We start from the raw sequence: 16,927 nt of genomic DNA, 5'->3' as shown, positions 1-16,927 counted from the left end.
CGCCGGACGAATAGTTGCGGCAGGGTAGCGTCTCCGGGTACTTGCGTCAAGGGGCCCTCGGCCGGCTCCCATGGCTCAGCGCGGCTCTTCCGGTCCCAGCCGATAGCGCCGCACCTCGGCCTGCACGTCGCGGACGAGGTCATCCTCGAGCTCGATCCGGACTTCGTGACGCTCGACCTCCCAGCGGCGCACCGTGGTGAGCCATCCGAGAATACGGCGCGCCTCCGGCACGAGCCGCCGCCCGCGGTAGATGAGCGTGGTCCGGGCCGAGTCCTGCAGCCGCTCCTGCCGCTCCACCTCCGCGCCGCACAGGCGCAGCACTTCCGCCTGGGTGGTGGTGCCGGGCTTGATGCGCGCGAGCACCTCGCGCGGGAGGATGACGCCCTGCTCGCGCCGGCGCCCGCCGGGTCGCCAGCCGCCGAGCTGCACCCGCGCGGCCGCCACCCCGATCGCGCGCGCGAGGCCGCGTCCCAGCAGCGGGCCCATCGCCTGCCCCAGGGCCAGCAGCACGAGCGGCGCGGCCACCAGCAGCGCGGTCTGGGTGCGCGAGAAGTAGCCGAACTGCACGGCCAGCTGCTGCGGGGTGAGCCCGTCCGAGCGGTCCAGGAAGAGCGAGACGATCTCGGTGGACTCGAGCGTCTCGCTCAGCCGTCGAATGGACGTCGGCGGATAGACCTCGTCGATCTTCAGGCGGTCGGACTGCGGGAACTGCACGACCAGCTCGGCGGGCGCGTCGGCCAGGTGCACCACGCGATCGCGATGGGCGAAGTACATCGGGAAGAGCGGGCGGTCCCGCACCTCGTGAAAGCCGATCGCGATCCGGTAGTGCACGCCGCGGACGAGCCGCTCCGCCCAGCCCACCTTCTGCGGCTTGACGAGCCCGGCGGTGTCCATCGTCAGCTCGATGAGCCAGCTGCGGTCGATGAGCCGCGGCGTCCACGGGATGCGGATGAAGGTGGCGGGCGGGCTCAGGCCGAGGGCGCCGGTCTGCACGAACGTCACGAAGGGCGCACCGCCGGCCTGCGGCTCGAGCCGTCCCTCGTCGCTCAGGTTGCGCGCGGCGAGCGCGACGCGCCCCTCCGCGGTGATATCGAAGCCGCGGTCGGTGACGTAGCGGGCCAGCGCCGCGTCGGGCTTCTGGCCGGGTATCGCGTTCACCACCTCGCCGGGCCAGAGCAGATAGAGGTCCTGCCCCGGGTCCACCGACTTCTGATCCGGCGACGGCTGCAGGCTGAAGGCGACCACGACCGGGACCGGCCCGGTGCCCTCGCGCACGGTGGCCCGGATCGCGAGCGGACCGATGGTGAACGGCGGATCGGGACGGGCCGCGACGAACAGCTGGGCCCGCGCGGAAGCGGGAGTCAGGACCAGTGCGGTGACGGTGAGGAGCCAGGCCAGCCGGCGCATCGCGAGGATCCGATCATACCTGCCTCCGCGCGGGCGCGCGAGGCGATCGGCCACGCCGGGTCGGGCCTTCCTCCGGTGTGATAGGCTCCCGGACATGAACGCCACCACGCTGCTCGCCGACTTCGTGACCAAGCATCGCGCGGACGATTGCCCGGAGGCGGCGATCGACGCCGCGCGCCGGGCGATCCTGGACTGCCTCGGCGTCATGCTGGCCGGCTCGATCGAGCCGGCGTCGCGCATTCTCCAGCAGGTGGCCCAGGCCGAGGGCGGCCTGCCGCTCTGCACGGTGGTGGGCACGGGCCGTCGGACCGGCGCGGTCTGGGCCGCCCTCTGCAATGGGACCGCCGCCCACGCGCTCGACTTCGACGACACCAACTTCGCCCTGATGGGGCATCCCTCCGCGCCGGTCCTGGCCGCCGCCCTCGCCGCGGGCGAGCTGGCGCTGGCCGACGGACGCGCGGTGGTGCACGCCTTCCTCCTCGGCTTCGAGGCGGAGACCACGCTCGCCGAGGTCATCAACCCCGCGCACTACGAGCACGGCTGGCACGCCACCTGTACGCTCGGCACGCTGGGCGCGGCGGCGGCGGCGGCGCGGCTGCTCGGCCTCGACGGCGCGCAGACCCGTCATGCGCTCGCGGTGGCCGCCTCGCAGTCCTCGGGCCTGAAGGAGAACTTCGGCACCATGACCAAGCCGTTCCACGCCGGGCACGCGGCCCGCAGCGGCGTGCTCTCGGCCCTCCTGGCGCGCGGGGGCTGGACCGCGTCGGAGCACGCGCTCGAAGGGCCGCAGGGCTTCTTCAACGTGCTCGGCGCGGGCAAGCGCGCGCTCGAGCCGCTGGCCACCCTCGGCGCGCCGTGGAAGATCCTGACCACCGGCGTCGCGGTCAAGCCGTATCCCTCGTGCGCCTGCACGCACTCGATCATCGACTCCACGCTGGAGATCCGGCGGACGCACGGCGTGCGGCCGGAGGAGATCGAGGAGGTGACGGTCGGAGTGGCCGCGGGCGTCCCGCGCATCCTCATCCACGCGCGCCCCCGCACCGGGCTCGAGGGGAAATTCTCGGCGCAGTTCTCCGCGGCGGCCGCGCTGACCGACGGACGCGTCGGCATCACCACCTTCCAGGACGATCGCGTGCAGGACCCCGCGATCCGGCGGCTCATGGAGCGCGTGCGCGTGACCGTGGACCCGGACATCCCGACCGACCTCGAGCGCCACATGTGGACGCGCGTCACGGTCCGCTGCGCGGACGGCCGCACCGCCACCGTGGGGCCGCGTCCGGTGCCCGGCCATCCCGAGAATCCGCTGCCGATCGAGGCGCTGCGCGAGAAGTTCCGCGAGTGCGCGGGACTGGTCTTGCCGGCGGATCGGGCGGACGCCGTGCGGCAGATGGTCGAGTCGCTCGACATGTGCCCCGACCTGCGGAGCCTGACCGCGATCCTCGACTCCGGACGCTAAAATGTCGAAGGGGGCCTAGACGGCCCCCTCCGAGCCTCCCCCAGGAGCAAGATTGCGCGGGCGAAGCCCGCGCTGGAACGGAGACCCACTCCGGACACGCTCGGACGTCAGACCGGCCGCGACCGCGGTACGCGGGTCATCCACCAGATCGCGACTGCCACGACCGGGGCGCTCGCCACGAGGATCGCCGCGTTTACGCCGCCGCTCTCCGGTGAGCCCACCCACGCCGACAGCACCACCGAGACCGAGTTGTTCGCGGCGTGGCAGATGATCGCGGGCACCACGCTCTCGGCGCGCTCGGTCAGCAGACCCAGGTAGAGTCCCAGCGCGAAGGCGAGCACGCCATGGACCGGCTCGCCGTGGATCACCCCGAACGCCAGCGCGGTGACCACGATCGCCGGGCCCGGGCTCCATGCCCGCCGGAGCCGCGTCTGCAGGTAGCCGCGGAAGAACAGCTCCTCGCCGATCGGGGCCAGCAGGCCGACCACCAGCACCGCGAGCAGCACGCCGAGCGGCGGCGCGTCGGCCATGGTCCGCGCGATCCAGTCCAGTGCGGGCCCCGGTCCCACCCCGAGGAGGATGGTGAGGGACTCGAGCGCCTGGCTGAGCGCGAGGGTACCGAGCACCACGATCGCGAGGCCTCGGCCGACGATCCTCCCGCGGCGGAGGCGCAGGGTGAGGCTCGACGGACGGCCGCCGGCCACGAACGCGATGGCGATCAGGGCCAGCGACGAGGCGGGCACCCCGGCCAGCAGGGTGACCAGCGCATCGCGCTCCACCTCGATCGAGCCGCGCCAGCCGACGAGCGCGGTCACCGCGGCGAGCTGCAGGCCCAGCACGGTCACCACCGCGACGAGGTAGACGAGGAGGGCGGTCCAGACCGGGCGCATCTCTCGGCGCCTCTCCCTCGCGGGAGAGGAGAAACGGTCAGGCTAGTGGTGGCAGGTCACGCACTCGAGCGGGGCGTTGCGGCGCTCGCTCTCGCTGCCCGCCGGCGCGTGCACCGACGGAATGGGCGCGTCCGCGGCGGTCTGCACGCCCTGCACGCCCTTGGCGTTGACGTTGCGGTGGCACTCCACGCACCAGCCCATGGTGAGCTTCGGCGGCGCGACCGGGAGCAGGGCGAGATTCTTCAGGTCGTTGACGATGTTCTGCCCGGTCTCGGCGTGCACCCGCTCCATGGCCTCGATCCGGCCGTGGCAGGTCTGGCACTGCACGCCCGCCTGCACGTGCGGCTTGTGCGGGAACTGAGCGTGCTCCGGGATCTTGAAGATGCGGACCCACGGAATGGGCTCCTTCCGCTCCCAGTAGCCGTGGAGCTTCTGCACCTCGGGATTGCCCTCGGCGGCCACGATCTTGTGGCATCCCATGCAGCGCTCGACCGACGGCACACCCGCGGACGGCCCGCGGCGCGCGTTGGCGTGGCAGTACTGGCAGGCGATCTGGTAGGAGCCCGCGTGGATGACGTGGCTGAAGAAGATCGGCTGCACCGGGCCCTGCCGGGTGGTGGCCACCGGCAGCACCTTGGTCGGATCGTACGGCGGATCCGCGAGGGTCCGAACGTACGCGATCACCTCGTTGATCTGATAGTCGGACAGATACGGGGTGAAATTCGGCATCAGCGGCGAGAGCCCGACCGCCTGCCCGCCGTGGGCGATCACGCTGTGCAGGAAATGATCCGGCAGCGCATTGACGATCCGTCCCTCGGTCAGGTTCTGGGGCTTGATCGGCAGATTCTGTCCGGCGATGCCGTCGCCCTTGGCGTCATCGCCGTGGCAGTTGGCGCAGTACTGACCGAAGAGAGCCTTGCCCCGGTCGATGACGCGCGGATCGACGCCACCCGCGGCCCCGTGTCCCGACGCGGCCTTCTGGCCCGAGGCGGGCGCGGTCGCGGACTTGGCCGCGGATAGGGGAAAGCCGATGAGGATTCCGATCAGGACGGCCGCGATGGCCGCACTACCGAAGACGGCAGGTCGAGTCGTACGCATGAGCTTTCCGAATATACTCAAAAACCCGCGGAAAGCCTAGACCGAAATGACGGTCAGCCGCCCAGGTAGAGGCGCTTGACCTCCGGGTCCTGCAGGAGCGTCTGGCCTCCGCCCTCGAACCGATTGCGGCCCAGCTCGAGGACGTACCCGCGGTCGGCCACCGCCAGCGCCCGGGCCGCATTCTGCTCCACCACCATCAAGGTGAAGCCGGCGCGCCGCATGTCGCTCAGCTTGTCGAAGATCAGCGAGACGAACTTCGGAGCCAGCCCGAGCGACGGCTCGTCGAGCAGGATCAGCTTCGGGGTGGTCATGAGCGCGCGCGCGATCGCCACCATCTGCTGCTCGCCCCCGGACATCGTGCCGGCCTTCTGGCCCCGGCGCTGGGCCAGGATCGGGAACAAGGTGTAGACGCGGTCGAGCGCGTGGCGGATGCGGCCGGCGTCGCGCTCGATGTAGGCGCCCATCTCGAGATTCTCCAGCACCGTCATCTGCGGGAACACGATGCGACCCTGGGGCACGTAGGCCAGGCCGCGGTGCAGCACCTGATCGGGCCTCAGCCCGGTGATATCCTGGCCGTCGAAGCGCACCCGGCCGTGGGTGGGCCGGAGGAACCCCACGATGGTCTTGAACGCGGTGGACTTGCCGGCGCCGTTGGGGCCGATCACGCTCACCATCTCGCCGGTCCGCACCTCCAGCGTCACGTCGTGGAGGATGGCCATCTTGCCGTAGCCCGCGGTGATGGCCTCGGCACGCAGCAGGACCGGTCCGGCGTCGCCGGTCACGCGCGCCGCCGGGCGATGTAGAGCACGTGGGGATACGGCAGCACGTCCACCATCAGGTGTCGGTGCACGTCGAAGCCGACCTCCTCGAGCAGATTCTGCAGTTCCTCGGTGCCCCAGTAGCGGACGGGCGCCGCCGGGTCCATCACCTTGTCGAGCGCGAGGGTGAACCAGCGCTTGTAGGCCGGATGCCGGTCGACGTCCTTCACGAGGAGCCGGCCGCCCTCCGGCAGCGTGCGGGCCACGCGCTCCACGAGGGGGCGCACCGCGTGCGGCGGGATGTGGTGCACGATGTCGAGCATGTAGGCGGCGTCGAACCGCTCGCCGCCGCGGAAGTCCATCACGTCGCCGACCTCGTAGCGCACGTTGGGCAGGCCGAGCCGTGCCGCGGCCGCGCGCGCCATCGCGATGCGACGCGGGTTGCGGTCGAAGCCCTCCACGCTGAGCGCCGGGCGCGCCGTCGCGTAGTAGAGGGAGAACAGGCCGAAGCCGCAGCCCAGGTCCAGCACGCGGCCGCGGGGCGGCAGGTACTGCCCGATCTCGTCGAGGAAGCGCTGGCGCAGGATCCAGAAGCGGCCCCAGCAGTACGCCCGCACGATCGGGTCGTCGTACGCGCGGATGACGCTACGAATCGCTTCGCTTCGCATAGATCCGGTATCCCGGGCCCTCGAGCGGCGGCTCGTAGGCGCGCTCCAGATACTCCTGGAGGCGCGGAAACGTCTCGAGCCGGCCGTAGCCACGGTCCGGGTCGGGCCAGCTTTCCTCCAGGACGACGATGGCGGCCGGGCGGCCGGCCAGGAGCCCGTCGATGAGCTCGGCGCGCAGCGCCTCGATGCGAGGGTCGCCGACGTCGTGGAAGAACGGGAAGTCATAGATGAAGCGCGTGGGCTGCCGCAGGTGCAGCCGCAGCAGCGCATGGATGCCGCCCGCGGTGGTGTCCATGACCTGTACGGTGGCGCCGAGCGGAGCCAGCGGCTGCAGGTCGCGCGTGATGGCCGCGACCCGGTCGGCCTTCTCGGTGATCCCATCTGTGGCGGACATCTTCACCGCTTTGGTTCCGAGCACGGTCACGAGCAGGGCCCACGCCGCGAGGCCCAGAGGGCGACGGGCCCCGAAGAGGTCGAGCAGCCGCGACCACCGGGCGCGGCGAGCGGACACCACCGCCGCGGGAGCCAGGGCACAGCAGAAGGCGGCCAACGGATAGAGCTGGTACTCCCACCCCTTGCCCTGAGCCACGAAGTGGACGAGACCGTACAGCACGCCGCCGAGCGCCAACCCCTTGGCGGCCGGCTCCCGCGGCATCGGCGCGAGCAGGGCCAGCACGACGAGCAGGCCGAACAGAGCGATCAGGCGACGACCATAGAGATGCTGCCCGATCGCCGGCCACGGCGACACTCGGCCCACATGACTGTAGAGGGGAACGACGTACCCGCCGAAGAGATCGAGGAACGGCCGGAGCCCGCCCCGCCAGGCCAGCCAGCCGAAGACCGCGGCCGGCACCACGAGCCCGGCGGCGAGCACGAGCCCGGCGGCCCGCCAGGGCGAGACCGCGCGCGATCGATCGCGCGCGGCGACCGCGGCGCAAACGATCCAGTAGAGCGCGGCGTGCGGCTTGATGGTCATGGCCGCGCCGAGGGCGAGGCCGCCCCAGGCGAAGGCGCCAGGCCCGGGCTGCTCCGTGCCGCGCGCGACGCCCCAGGCGCCGAGCAGGAGGAAGAGGCAGAGCAGGTAGTCGCGCTGCCCCGCATGCCAGGCGCCGCCGCTCAGGTGGTAGACCGCGAACAGCAGCGCCGCGGCCGCGGGCCCCCAGCCCTCGCCGATGCGGCGGCAGTAGACCGCGAGCACACCGCAGGTGACGGCGAGCCAGCCCAGATCGAACAGCCGCCACGCCACGTCGCCCGCTCCCCCGACGCGCAGCACGGCCATGTGCAGCAGGTAGACGCCGGGCAGGTTCATGTCGAACGCGTCGCGGTACGGCACGCCGCCCTGATCGATCAGCCAGGCGATGTAGTGCATGAGGGGCGCGTCGTGGATCAGCGGCCAGCCGCGCGAGGCCCAGAGCAGGTACGCGAGCACCAGCGCGCTAGCGGCCGAAATAGGCCTCAATGACCCGCTCGTCGGCCTGGATGACGCCGGGCGCCCCCTCGGCCAGCTTCTCGCCGTGATCGAGCACGAACACCGTCTCGCAGAGGCCCATCACGACCTTCATGTCGTGCTCGACCAGCAGCACGGTCTTGCCCTGGTCGCGCAGCCGCCGGACCGCGTCGAGCAATTCATTGAGCAGGGTGCGGTTGACCCCGGCCGCCGGCTCGTCGAGCAGGATCAGATCGGGATCGGTCATGAGCACCCGGGCGAGCTCCACGAGCTTCTGCTGCCCGTACGAGAGATTGCCCGCGAACTCGTCGGCGAGCCGCTCGAGCTTCACCAGCCCGAGCAGGTCGCGGGCGCGGCGGCGCGCCTCCTCGTAGCCGCTCGTGGTGACGACCAGGAGGTTCTCCAGCGCGGTCAGCTCGGGGAACACGCGGATCACCTGGAAGGTGCGCCCCATCCCGAGGTGGAAGATCCGGTGCGGCTTGAGCCGGTCGATGCGGCGGCCCTTGAACCAGATCTCGCCCTCGTCGACCCGATCCACGCCGGTGATGCAGTTGAACAGCGTGGTCTTGCCCGAGCCGTTGGGGCCGATGAGCCCGTAGACCCGGCCCGGCTCGAGCGAGAGCGACACGCGGTTGACCGCGGCCACGCCGCCGAATCGCTTGACCGCCTCCCGAACCTCGAGCACCGGCGGCATCGCGCTCAGATGGTGCGCGGCAGGTTGTACTTCTGCTGGAGCACGCCCAGGATCCCGCGCGGCATCAGCAGCACCACCGCCACGATGATGGCGCCGAAGAGCAGCTGGTGGAGATAGATGAAGCGCGCCCACACCGCCTCCTGGAACGCGAACAGCACGGTGGCGCCCAGGACCGGCCCCCAGATCGTGCCCTTGCCGCCGAAGAGCACCATCACGATCATGGTGATGGTCATGATCAGCGGGAACACCGAGATGGGCTCGATGTAGCCCTGGTCCCGGGCGGAGAGCCCCCCCACGATGCCCGGTCCGATCGCGGAGAGCAGGAACGCGTAGAGCTTGTAGCGGAGGGTGTCGATGCCCATCGACTCGGCGGCCACCTCGTCCTCGCGGATGGTCATGAGCCGCAGGCCGAAGCGCGAGGTGAGGATGACGTAGGCCACCAGCGTCACCGCGGCGGCCACAAGCCCCATCGCGTAGTAGATCTGCACGCTCGCATACAGCGTGGGCAGCGAGAGGCCGTTGCCCCCGCCGGTGAGCCCCTCGTAGTAGGACGCGATCACCCGCAGCACCTCGTTGAGGCCGAGCATCGCGATGGCGAAGTACGGCCCCTTCAGCCGCAGGCACGGCCAGCCGATGACCAGGGCCACGCCCGCGGCCACCACCCCGCCGCCGAGGCAGGCGAGCGGCCACGGCCATCCCGCCTTCACGATCAGCAGGCTCGAGGCGTAGGCGCCCGTGCCGAAGAACGCGACGTGGCCGAACGAGACGTAGCCGGTGAGCCCGGAGATCAGGTTCCAGGACTGGGCCAGCGCGATCCACATGAACAGCTGCAGCATCACGCGGATGCCGTACCCGGTCGCCTGCACTGGATAGAGCGTGAGGCCGATCGCGGCCAGCGCGAGCGCGATCGGGAGCCCGCGCTTCACACGCGCCCCTTGAGCAGGCCGGTCGGCCGGATCAGCAGCACCAGGACGAGCAGCACGTAGGCCACCGCCTCGTTGACCTGCGTGGTGAGGAAGAGCGAGGCGAGCTGCTCCACCAGCCCGAGGAGGAGACCGCCCAGCAACGCGCCCGGGTAGTTGCCCGCACCGCCCAGCACGATGACGAGAAACGACTTGAACGTGTAGACCTGGCCCATCTCGGGCTGGATCGCGACCATGACCGCGACCAGCGTGCCCCCGGCCGCGGCCAGCGCCGAGCCGATCCCGAAGGCGAGCAGGTGGATGCGCTGCACATCGATGCCGCACACCTGCGCCACCTCACGGCTCTGGGACACCGCGCGCACCGCCTTGCCGAGCCGGGTGGACCGGAGGAACACGAACGCGCCGATGGTGATGGCCACCGCGAAGGCGCACGCGGCCAGCCGCGGCTTGGACAGCGCGTAGGGGCCCGCGATGAACGAGCCGGTGAGGAACTCGACCGAGCGCAGGTCGGAGGTGAAGGCGAGCTGGGCCAGGTTCACGAGCGCGATCGACACGCCGAACGTGAGCAGCAGCGAGGACAGCTCGGGGGCGTCGACCACGCGGCGCACCAGGAAGTGCTGCAGCACCACCCCGACCAGGAACAGCAGGGGCATGGTGATCAGCAGCGAGAGGTAGGGATTGAACCCCCACCAATGGAAGAGCCAGAAGGTGGTGTAGGCCCCCAGCATCATCAGCGGGCCGTGGGCGACATTCAGCACGCGCATCACGCCGAAGATCAGCCCGAGGCCCAGGGCGACCAGCGCGTAGAGCGAGCCGGCGAGCAGGCCGGAGATCACGACCTGGCCGATCATGGTCGGCGTGATCAGGACGCCCACGAGGCCTCCGGCGCCCGGCGGCGCCCGCCGAGGTCTCGGCGGACGCGCGCGGCGGGACGGCTCAGCAACGGCGGCGGGCTACCGCTTGTTCCACTCCGGCGTCGGGTAACGCGGCTTGCCGCTGGCCAGATCGTCGGGCCACACCACCACCCGCTTGCCGTCCTGCCATTGCAGCATGACCATCTTGTGGGCGACCTGGAAACCGTCGGCGTCCACCTTGTAGTCGCCGAACGCGGTCTTGGTCTCGAGCTTCAGCAGCTGCTCGCGCACCTTGTCCGCGTCGAGCGAGCCGGCCCGCTTCACCGCCTCCGCGTAGATCAGGCAGCCCGCGTAGCCGGCCGCCGCGTGATACGACGGCTCGTGCTTGAACTTCCGGGTGAAGGCGGTCAAGAAATCCTTCGCCCCCGGATACGGCAGCGCGTCGTCCCACTGGGTGGAGCCGTAGACGTATTCCGCATTCTGCTTGAGCAGGTCGTGGAACTCGGGCAAGTCTCCGCCCACCGTGAGCCCGAACATCTTCGGGTTGACGTTCAGCTCCTTCATCTGGCGGGTGATCGCCACCGCGTCGTCGAAGTAGGTGCCCGCCGCGATCACGTCCGGATTGAGCGCCTTGATCTTCACGAGGAGCGCCGAGAAGTCGGTGTTGCCCTTGGGATAGGATTCCTGCAGCACCACCTGCAGGCCGCGCTTCTTGGCCGCCTCCGCGGTGCCGGCGGCCGACGCTTTCGGAAAGAGGGTGTCCTCGTTGATGATGGCCACCGTCTTCAGTCCGCGCTTGGCCGCCATGTCCACGAGGCCTTCGAGGTATACCTCGGCCGGCGAGATCACCATGAAGATGTACTTGCGGCCCTTCTTGAAGATGGACGTGGTCGCGGCGAGCGGCGCCACCATGACCTTCTTGTACTTCTCGGTCACGTTGGCCACCGCCTCGCTCACCGCCGAGGAGTACGGCCCCATCACCGCGTCGACCTTGTCCTCGGTGATCAGCTTCTCGTAGAGCTTCACCGCGGTGGCCGGCATCGACTGGTCGTCGTAGACCACGAACTCGACCTTGCGGCCGAGCAGACCGCCCTTGGCGTTCAGCTCGTCCACGCAGACGTCATAGCCTTCCTTCTGCTGGGTGCCCGGCTTGGCGTAGGTGCCCGTGACGGACAGCGAGGCGCCGATGCGGATGGGCGTCTGCGCGGGAGCGGGCAGCGGCAGCGAGACGAGCACGACGCCGGCGAGGGCGGCCGAGACGGCGCGCTTGAGACACCTGGTTGTCATGCGATTCCTCCTGAGAGGACAGGATCGGGCGGAGCGGCCGAAGTGGGTCTTTCTTCTAGCAAACATACCGGAAGGTGTCAAGGTTCCGGCCCCGAAAGACGCTTGACGGCGGCGGGGCGAGCGTCAATCATGCCGTGTCATGCGAAAGGACGTTCAGGCCATACATCATCCGGACAAGCGGCACGTGGAGATGCCCTACGCTCCCGCGCTGCTGGTCCGGCGCGGGAGCTTGCTCTTCCTCTCGGGCCTCACCGCCGCGCCCGTCTACCACAGCCATCCCCACCGCGAGGAAGAGTTCGATCTGCCGACCAGCATGCGCGAGCAGGCGGTGCTGCTGATGCAGAACCTCGAGACCACGCTGGCCGCCGCGGGCTGTACGCTGGCCGACGTGGTCTCGGCGACGCGATTCCTGACCGACGTCGCCGAGCAGGACGATCTCAACGCGGTCTGGGGCTCGTACCTGGGCGCTCATCGGCCGACCACCACCACGGTTGAGGTCTCGCGGCTCGCGACCCACGCCAACTGCAAGATCGAGATCAGCGTGATCGCGGTCGGCAGGGCGAGGCGCAGCCCAAGGCGAGCCGAACGAACACGAGAACAGTCCAAGGGACGCAGACGACCCACCAGGAGTAAGAGGCTGTCCGCCCGCCGCAAATGACTGCGCCCCTCGGCTTCGTCGGCCTCGGCGCGATGGGCGGCCGGATGGCGCGACGGCTCCTCGACGCCGGCTACACCGTCCACGGCTACAACCGGACCGCGTCGAAGGCCGCCGACCTCGTGCGCGCGGGCCTGCGCCTGGCCGCGTCCCCCCGCGAGGTCGCCGAGCGCGCCGCCGCGGTGTTCACCATGGTCACCGACGACGCCGCGCTGGAGGCGGTGACCCGCGGGCCGCAGGGCCTCGTGGCCGGGCTGACCCGCGACGGCATCCTGATCGAGATGAGCACGGTGAGCCCGGCGGTCGTCGAGCGGCTCGCCGCCGACGTCTCGGCGCGCGGCGCCGCGCTGCTCGACGCCCCGGTGTCGGGCAGCCCGGTCACGCTCGAGTCGGGTCAGCTCTCGTTCATGGTGGGAGGCGACCCGTCGGTGCTGGAGCGCGCGCGGCCGTTCCTGCTCGCGATCGGCCCCACGATCACGCACGTCGGCCGGGTCGGGCTGGCCAAGAGCATGAAGATCGCGGTCAATCAGGCGCTCGCGGTGCAGATGCTCGCGTTCTCGGAGTCGGTGCTGCTGGCCGAGAAGGCCGGCATCGCGCGGGAGCGCGCGGTGGAGGTCGTGCTGAAGAGCGTGGTGGCCTCACCGATGGTGAAGTACCGCGCGCCGTTCGTGCTCGGCATGCCCGCCGAGGCCCTCTTCGACGTCGACATGATCCAGAAGGACATGCGCCTGGCCCTCGATCTCGCGCACGCGACCGGCGTGGCGCTGCCCTCGGTCGCCCTCACCCACGAATTGCTCACCGCGGCCAAGGGCCTCGGCCTCGCCAAGTACGATTTCGCCATCCTCTTCGACCTCCTCGCCCACCTCAGCAACCTCCCCCCCAGCAAGAAGCTCTAGAGAAATCAGGCGCACCCCTGCGCAACATTCCAACGCGGAGCACGCACGCATAGGCGCCGCCGAAGGGGGCGGTGCCGCGCCACTGTTTCCGGGACGCTGATCAGGTACCGGCAACGCCTCGGGCGGGGTTGGGGGGCGGGGGCCGCGCGCGGAGACCGTGGCTTCTGCGCGCCAGCGAAGCGCAGCGCTCTCATCTCGTGGCTCCGTCGAGTGGTCACGGCCGTCGCGACTCAGCGTGTCTCCGCGCGCGGCCCCCGCCCCCCAACCCCGCCCGAGGTCTACGGCTCTTCCGTCGCGTCGTACCGGAGACGCCGCTCCTGCATCCACCGCACCGCGAGCAGATCCTCGAACGCCACGAACGCGCGATTGCGGATTCCGTAGTGCGACACGCCGAACCGCCGCGCGCGGTGGCCCACCGGCAGCTCGAGCACGCGGCAGCCGGCCATCCGCAACAGCGTGGGCACGAAGCGATGGAAGCCGCGGAAGCGCGGCAGGCAGGACAGGCAGCCGTGCCGCAGCACGCGCAGCGTGCACGCGCTGTCGTGCACGCTCTCCCGCGTGACCGCGTTGCGCACGCCGTTGGCGATGCGGGAGGAGATGCACTTCAGCCAGGGATCGTCGCGGCGCTGCCGCCAGCCGGTCACCGCGTCGTAGCCCTCGAGGGCGTCGAGCATGCGGGGAATGTCACGCGGATCGTTCTGCAGGTCGCTGTCGAGCGTGATGACGATGCGCCCGCGCGCCCGCGTGAAGCCCGCGTCCAGGGCGGCCGAGAGCCCGGCGTTGGCCGCGAGGCGGATCAGGCGGACGCGCGAATCGGCCGCGCGGAAGGACCGCACGATGTCGGGGGTGGCGTCGGCGCTGCCGTCGTCCACGAAGATGACCTCGGCGGAGCGGCCCAGGGCGTCGAGCACTCCGGACACCTCCGACCAGACCTGCGGCAGGCTTTCCTCCTCGTTGAACGCGGGCAGGACGACCGACAGCTCCGGGGCGGCGACGCTCATCGCCGCGGGCCGAGCAGGACCATCGGATGGTTCCCGACCTGGCCGGTCAGCCGCACCTCCCAGCGCGACTCCGCGCGCGGCCGCGCCGCGGCCCAGGCCGCCTCCCGCATCAGCAGCACGTCGCCCGGCTGCGGGGAGGCCAGGAGCGTGTCCAGCTCGGCGGCGGTGCCCAGCTCACGCACCGGCCGTCGCAGGTAGAAGTCGTAGTAGAGATTCGCGTCGGGATACGCGAGCACCCGCTCGTCGGCCGAGAGCGTCGCGGCCATCGCGGCGGTGAAGCCGCGGATGTTCAGGCGCTCCGCGTAGCGCACCGGATAGCTCCATCCTTCGACGAACAGGATACCGCCGAGGGCGGTCGTCACCGCCAGAGTCGCGGCGATGCCCGAGCCGCGCCTGGCCAGGATGACGAGGGCCGCCACGAGTCCGCCCAGCATCAGGAGGCTCACCAGCCACCGTTCCCACCCGGCGGCCGGCGTGAACACATCGACGCCGAGCGCGCCCCGGCCGGACGGACCCAGAAGGCATGCGATCGCCGCCACCGCCGCGAGCAGCAGCGCTCCGTACGTGGCCGTGATCGCCCGGCGTCCGAGGCGGCCGCCCTCACGCGGCGCCCGCACCAGCACCTCGGCGACCAGCACCGCGAGCGCGGGCAGCGCGGGCAGGAAATAGCGCGCGCGCTGCTCGCCGGAGAGGCTCACCGCGACCGCGATGGTCACCGTCCACGCGAGCAGCGGCCGCCGACGCGGATCGCGGTCGCGCCACCACCACCAGAGGCCGGGAACCAGGAAGAGCGTCCACGGCAGGAAGCGGCCGAGGTTGTCTCCGACGGCGGCCAGCCGCGAGCCGGGCTTCTCGCGGAAGTACCACTCGCCGTAGTGCCCCACCACCACGCCGCCCACGTAGCTCCGCTCGGTCTGCAGCAGGTAGAGCAGCACCCACGGCAGCGTGCACAGGGCGAGGAGGCCGAGGCCCATGGGCAGGCGCAGCCAGCGCAGCCCGCGCCAGCCGTCCTCGATCAGCACCACCGCCAGGGCCGCGGCCAGCCCCATCAGCGCGGCCGGGCCCTTGGTGGCGAGCGCGCCGGCCAGGCAGAGGTAATAGCCGGCCAGCAGGCGGCCGGGCGACGCGGCCTGTCGCGCGCGCAGCAGGAAATAGAGCGCCCAGGCGAGCCACGCGGTCAGCATCATGTCGGAGAGGACCTGGTGCGACATGAAGTAGAAGAACGGCGCGGTGGCGAGCACCAGGCCCGCGGTCAGCCCGATGTCCACCTCCCACTGCCGGCGTCCGAGGGCGACCACCGCGAGCAGCGTCACCAGCGCGCACAGGATCGAGGCCAGCGGGGCGGTGGCGTCGTCGACCACCCCGAAGGGCAGCGCGAGGAGGCCGACCGTCCAGAAATAGAGCGGCGGCTTGTTGAGGTAGATGACGCCGCGGACGCGAGGCAGGAGCCAGTGGCCGTGCTCCACCCCCTCGCGGGCGAGGAGCGCGAAGCGGGCCTCGTCCTGGTTGGCCAGCGGACGGCGCCCGACGGGTAGGCTGAACACCACCAGCGACGACACGAGCAGCAGCGCGAGCAGCGCGGCGGCTCGGCGACGGCTCAGATCACCCCCGCCCGTCGCGCCTGCTCCGCGATCTTGCGGGCGCGGGTGAGATGGGGCATGTCCATCATCTGGCCCTTCCACGCGAAGGCGCCCGCGCCGCGGCGGGCGTGCTCCTCGAACGCGGCGATGAGGGCGACCGCGTCCTCCGCGTCGGCCTTCGACGGGGTGAACGCGGCGTTGATCACCTCGATCTGGCCCGGATGGATCGAGATCTTGCCGCTGAAGCCCATCGCCACGCCCTCGAGGCACTCGCGCCGCAGGCCGTCGAGATCGGGGATGTCGGTGTAGACGGTGTCGAGCGCCTCGACCCCGGCCGCGGACGCCGCCACGGCGCACATCACCCGCGCGTAGCGCGGGATGTCGAGATAGCGGCCGTGCTCGTCGCGCGTGCGCGGCAGCCCCATCGCGGCCGACAGGTCCTCGATGCCCCACGAGACCGCGGCGACCCGTGGGCTGGCCGCCGCGATCTCCTTGATGTTGAGCAGCCCCTCCGGCGTCTCGGTGGCGATCAGCACGAGCCGGGTCGAGCCGAAGGGCAGCCCGTGCTTCTGCTCGAGGGCATCGAGGCGATCGGTCACCCGACGGACGTCCTCGGCCCGGCGCGGCTTGGGCATCACGTAGCCGTCGGGGCGGCCCGCGATGGTCTCGGCCAGATCGGCCTCGGCGTGCTCGGTGAAGATGGGATTCATCCGGACCCACCGCTCGCGCCCCCCGAAGTCGAGGGTCTCGAGCCAGCGCCGCACGACGGGCCGGGTCGCCGCCTTGCGATCGGGCGTGACCGCGTCCTCCAGATCGAGGATGAGACCGTCGGCGGGCAAGGTGAGCGCCTTGGCCATCATCTTCTCGTTGCCGCCCGGGACGAAGTGCAGCGATCGGCGCATCGGGCTCAGGACGCGCGGCGCCGCATCATGGCGGCGCGGCGGCAGCGCATCACCACGTCGCCGTGCTGGTTGCGGGCGCGGTGCTCGAAGATCACCACGCCCCATTGCGGGCGCGACTTCGACTCGCGCTTCTCCACCACCTCGGTCTCCGAGTAGATGGTGTCGCCGTGGAAGACCGGCTTGGGGAACTCGACCTTCTCGAAGCCCAGGTTGCCGACGGTGGTGCCGAGCGTGGTCTCGCCGACGCTCAGGCCCACCGCGATGCCCAGCGTGAGCAGGCTGTTCACGAGCGGCTTGCCGAACTCTGCTTTCTGGGCCGCGTGGAAGTCGATGTGCAGCGGCTGCGGGTTCATGGTGAGGCAGGTGAAGAAGACGTTGTCGGATTCGGTGATGGTGCGCCCGGGCTGATGC

Annotated in this window: 17 protein-coding genes; 3 read left to right on the top strand and 14 right to left on the bottom strand. The window is 70.9% G+C overall.

Annotated elements, in window-relative coordinates:
* Nucleotides 1-75: 75 nt before the first annotated feature.
* Complete coding sequence (locus tag VKN16_07225; GenBank protein HME93989.1) at nt 76-1,407, bottom strand: hypothetical protein; 1,332 nt, start codon at nt 1,405-1,407, stop codon at nt 76-78.
* Nucleotides 1,408-1,501: 94 nt separating this feature from the next.
* Here VKN16_07225 and VKN16_07220 point away from each other — a divergent pair, with 94 nt between their 5' ends.
* Nucleotides 1,502-2,863, top strand: a complete 1,362-nt coding sequence (locus VKN16_07220) for an MmgE/PrpD family protein (protein ID HME93988.1) — start codon at nt 1,502-1,504, stop codon at nt 2,861-2,863.
* Between the two features lie 107 nt (nt 2,864-2,970).
* Here the strand turns inward: VKN16_07220 and VKN16_07215 are convergent, their stop codons facing one another.
* The 9 genes from VKN16_07215 to VKN16_07175 form a co-directional block, all read right to left on the bottom strand.
* Nucleotides 2,971-3,753 carry a type II CAAX endopeptidase family protein gene (locus VKN16_07215; GenBank protein HME93987.1) on the bottom strand — a complete coding sequence of 261 codons (783 nt, stop codon included), beginning with the start codon at nt 3,751-3,753 and terminating at the stop codon, nt 2,971-2,973.
* A 42-nt stretch (nt 3,754-3,795) separates the two neighbouring features.
* Nucleotides 3,796-4,851, bottom strand: a complete 1,056-nt coding sequence (locus VKN16_07210; protein HME93986.1) for a cytochrome c3 family protein — start codon at nt 4,849-4,851, stop codon at nt 3,796-3,798.
* 53 nt (nt 4,852-4,904) lie between these two features.
* Complete coding sequence (locus VKN16_07205; GenBank protein HME93985.1) at nt 4,905-5,570, bottom strand: ABC transporter ATP-binding protein; 666 nt, start codon at nt 5,568-5,570, stop codon at nt 4,905-4,907.
* Between the two features lie 59 nt (nt 5,571-5,629).
* Complete coding sequence (locus VKN16_07200) at nt 5,630-6,277, bottom strand: class I SAM-dependent methyltransferase (GenBank protein ID HME93984.1); 648 nt, start codon at nt 6,275-6,277, stop codon at nt 5,630-5,632.
* Entirely contained in the window at nt 6,255-7,706 is a 1,452-nt protein-coding gene (locus VKN16_07195) for a glycosyltransferase family 39 protein (protein HME93983.1), read from the bottom strand. The genes VKN16_07200 and VKN16_07195 overlap by 23 nt, the downstream gene beginning before the upstream one ends.
* 7 nt (nt 7,707-7,713) lie before the next feature.
* Nucleotides 7,714-8,418, bottom strand: coding sequence for an ABC transporter ATP-binding protein (locus tag VKN16_07190; GenBank protein ID HME93982.1), 705 nt, complete (start codon nt 8,416-8,418; stop codon nt 7,714-7,716).
* A gap of 5 nt (nt 8,419-8,423) precedes the next feature.
* Nucleotides 8,424-9,344, bottom strand: a complete 921-nt coding sequence (locus VKN16_07185; protein ID HME93981.1) for a branched-chain amino acid ABC transporter permease — start codon at nt 9,342-9,344, stop codon at nt 8,424-8,426.
* Nucleotides 9,341-10,216, bottom strand: a complete 876-nt coding sequence (locus VKN16_07180) for a branched-chain amino acid ABC transporter permease (protein HME93980.1) — start codon at nt 10,214-10,216, stop codon at nt 9,341-9,343. Before VKN16_07180 ends, VKN16_07185 begins: the two co-directional genes overlap by 4 nt.
* A 78-nt stretch (nt 10,217-10,294) precedes the next feature.
* Nucleotides 10,295-11,482 carry an amino acid ABC transporter substrate-binding protein gene (locus VKN16_07175; GenBank protein ID HME93979.1) on the bottom strand — a complete coding sequence of 396 codons (1,188 nt, stop codon included), beginning with the start codon at nt 11,480-11,482 and terminating at the stop codon, nt 10,295-10,297.
* 139 nt (nt 11,483-11,621) lie between these two features.
* On the opposite strand from VKN16_07175, the gene VKN16_07170 reads away from it, so the two are divergent.
* Entirely contained in the window at nt 11,622-12,140 is a 519-nt protein-coding gene (locus VKN16_07170) for a RidA family protein (protein ID HME93978.1), read from the top strand.
* On the top strand, nt 12,137-13,033 hold the full coding sequence (locus VKN16_07165) for an NAD(P)-dependent oxidoreductase (GenBank protein ID HME93977.1): 897 nt from the start codon (nt 12,137-12,139) through the stop codon (nt 13,031-13,033). Before VKN16_07170 ends, VKN16_07165 begins: the two co-directional genes overlap by 4 nt.
* Before the next feature lie 278 nt (nt 13,034-13,311).
* Here VKN16_07165 and VKN16_07160 read toward each other — a convergent pair whose 3' ends face one another.
* From VKN16_07160 to VKN16_07145, 4 genes are all read right to left on the bottom strand, one after another.
* Nucleotides 13,312-14,034 (bottom strand): glycosyltransferase family 2 protein, encoded by a 723-nt coding sequence (locus tag VKN16_07160; protein ID HME93976.1) that lies wholly within the window; start codon nt 14,032-14,034, stop codon nt 13,312-13,314.
* On the bottom strand, nt 14,031-15,593 hold the full coding sequence (locus VKN16_07155) for a glycosyltransferase family 39 protein (GenBank protein HME93975.1): 1,563 nt from the start codon (nt 15,591-15,593) through the stop codon (nt 14,031-14,033). The genes VKN16_07160 and VKN16_07155 overlap by 4 nt, the downstream gene beginning before the upstream one ends.
* 38 nt (nt 15,594-15,631) lie before the next feature.
* Entirely contained in the window at nt 15,632-16,516 is an 885-nt protein-coding gene (locus VKN16_07150) for a CoA ester lyase (protein ID HME93974.1), read from the bottom strand.
* 5 nt (nt 16,517-16,521) lie between these two features.
* Nucleotides 16,522-16,927: MaoC family dehydratase (locus VKN16_07145; protein HME93973.1), on the bottom strand; the 406-nt coding region annotated here is incomplete at its 5' end.

Source organism: Candidatus Methylomirabilota bacterium (assembly GCA_035315345.1).
In the GTDB taxonomy this organism is placed as follows: Bacteria; Methylomirabilota; Methylomirabilia; order Rokubacteriales; family CSP1-6; genus CAMLFJ01.
This window is presented reverse-complemented; position numbering and strand designations above follow the sequence as displayed.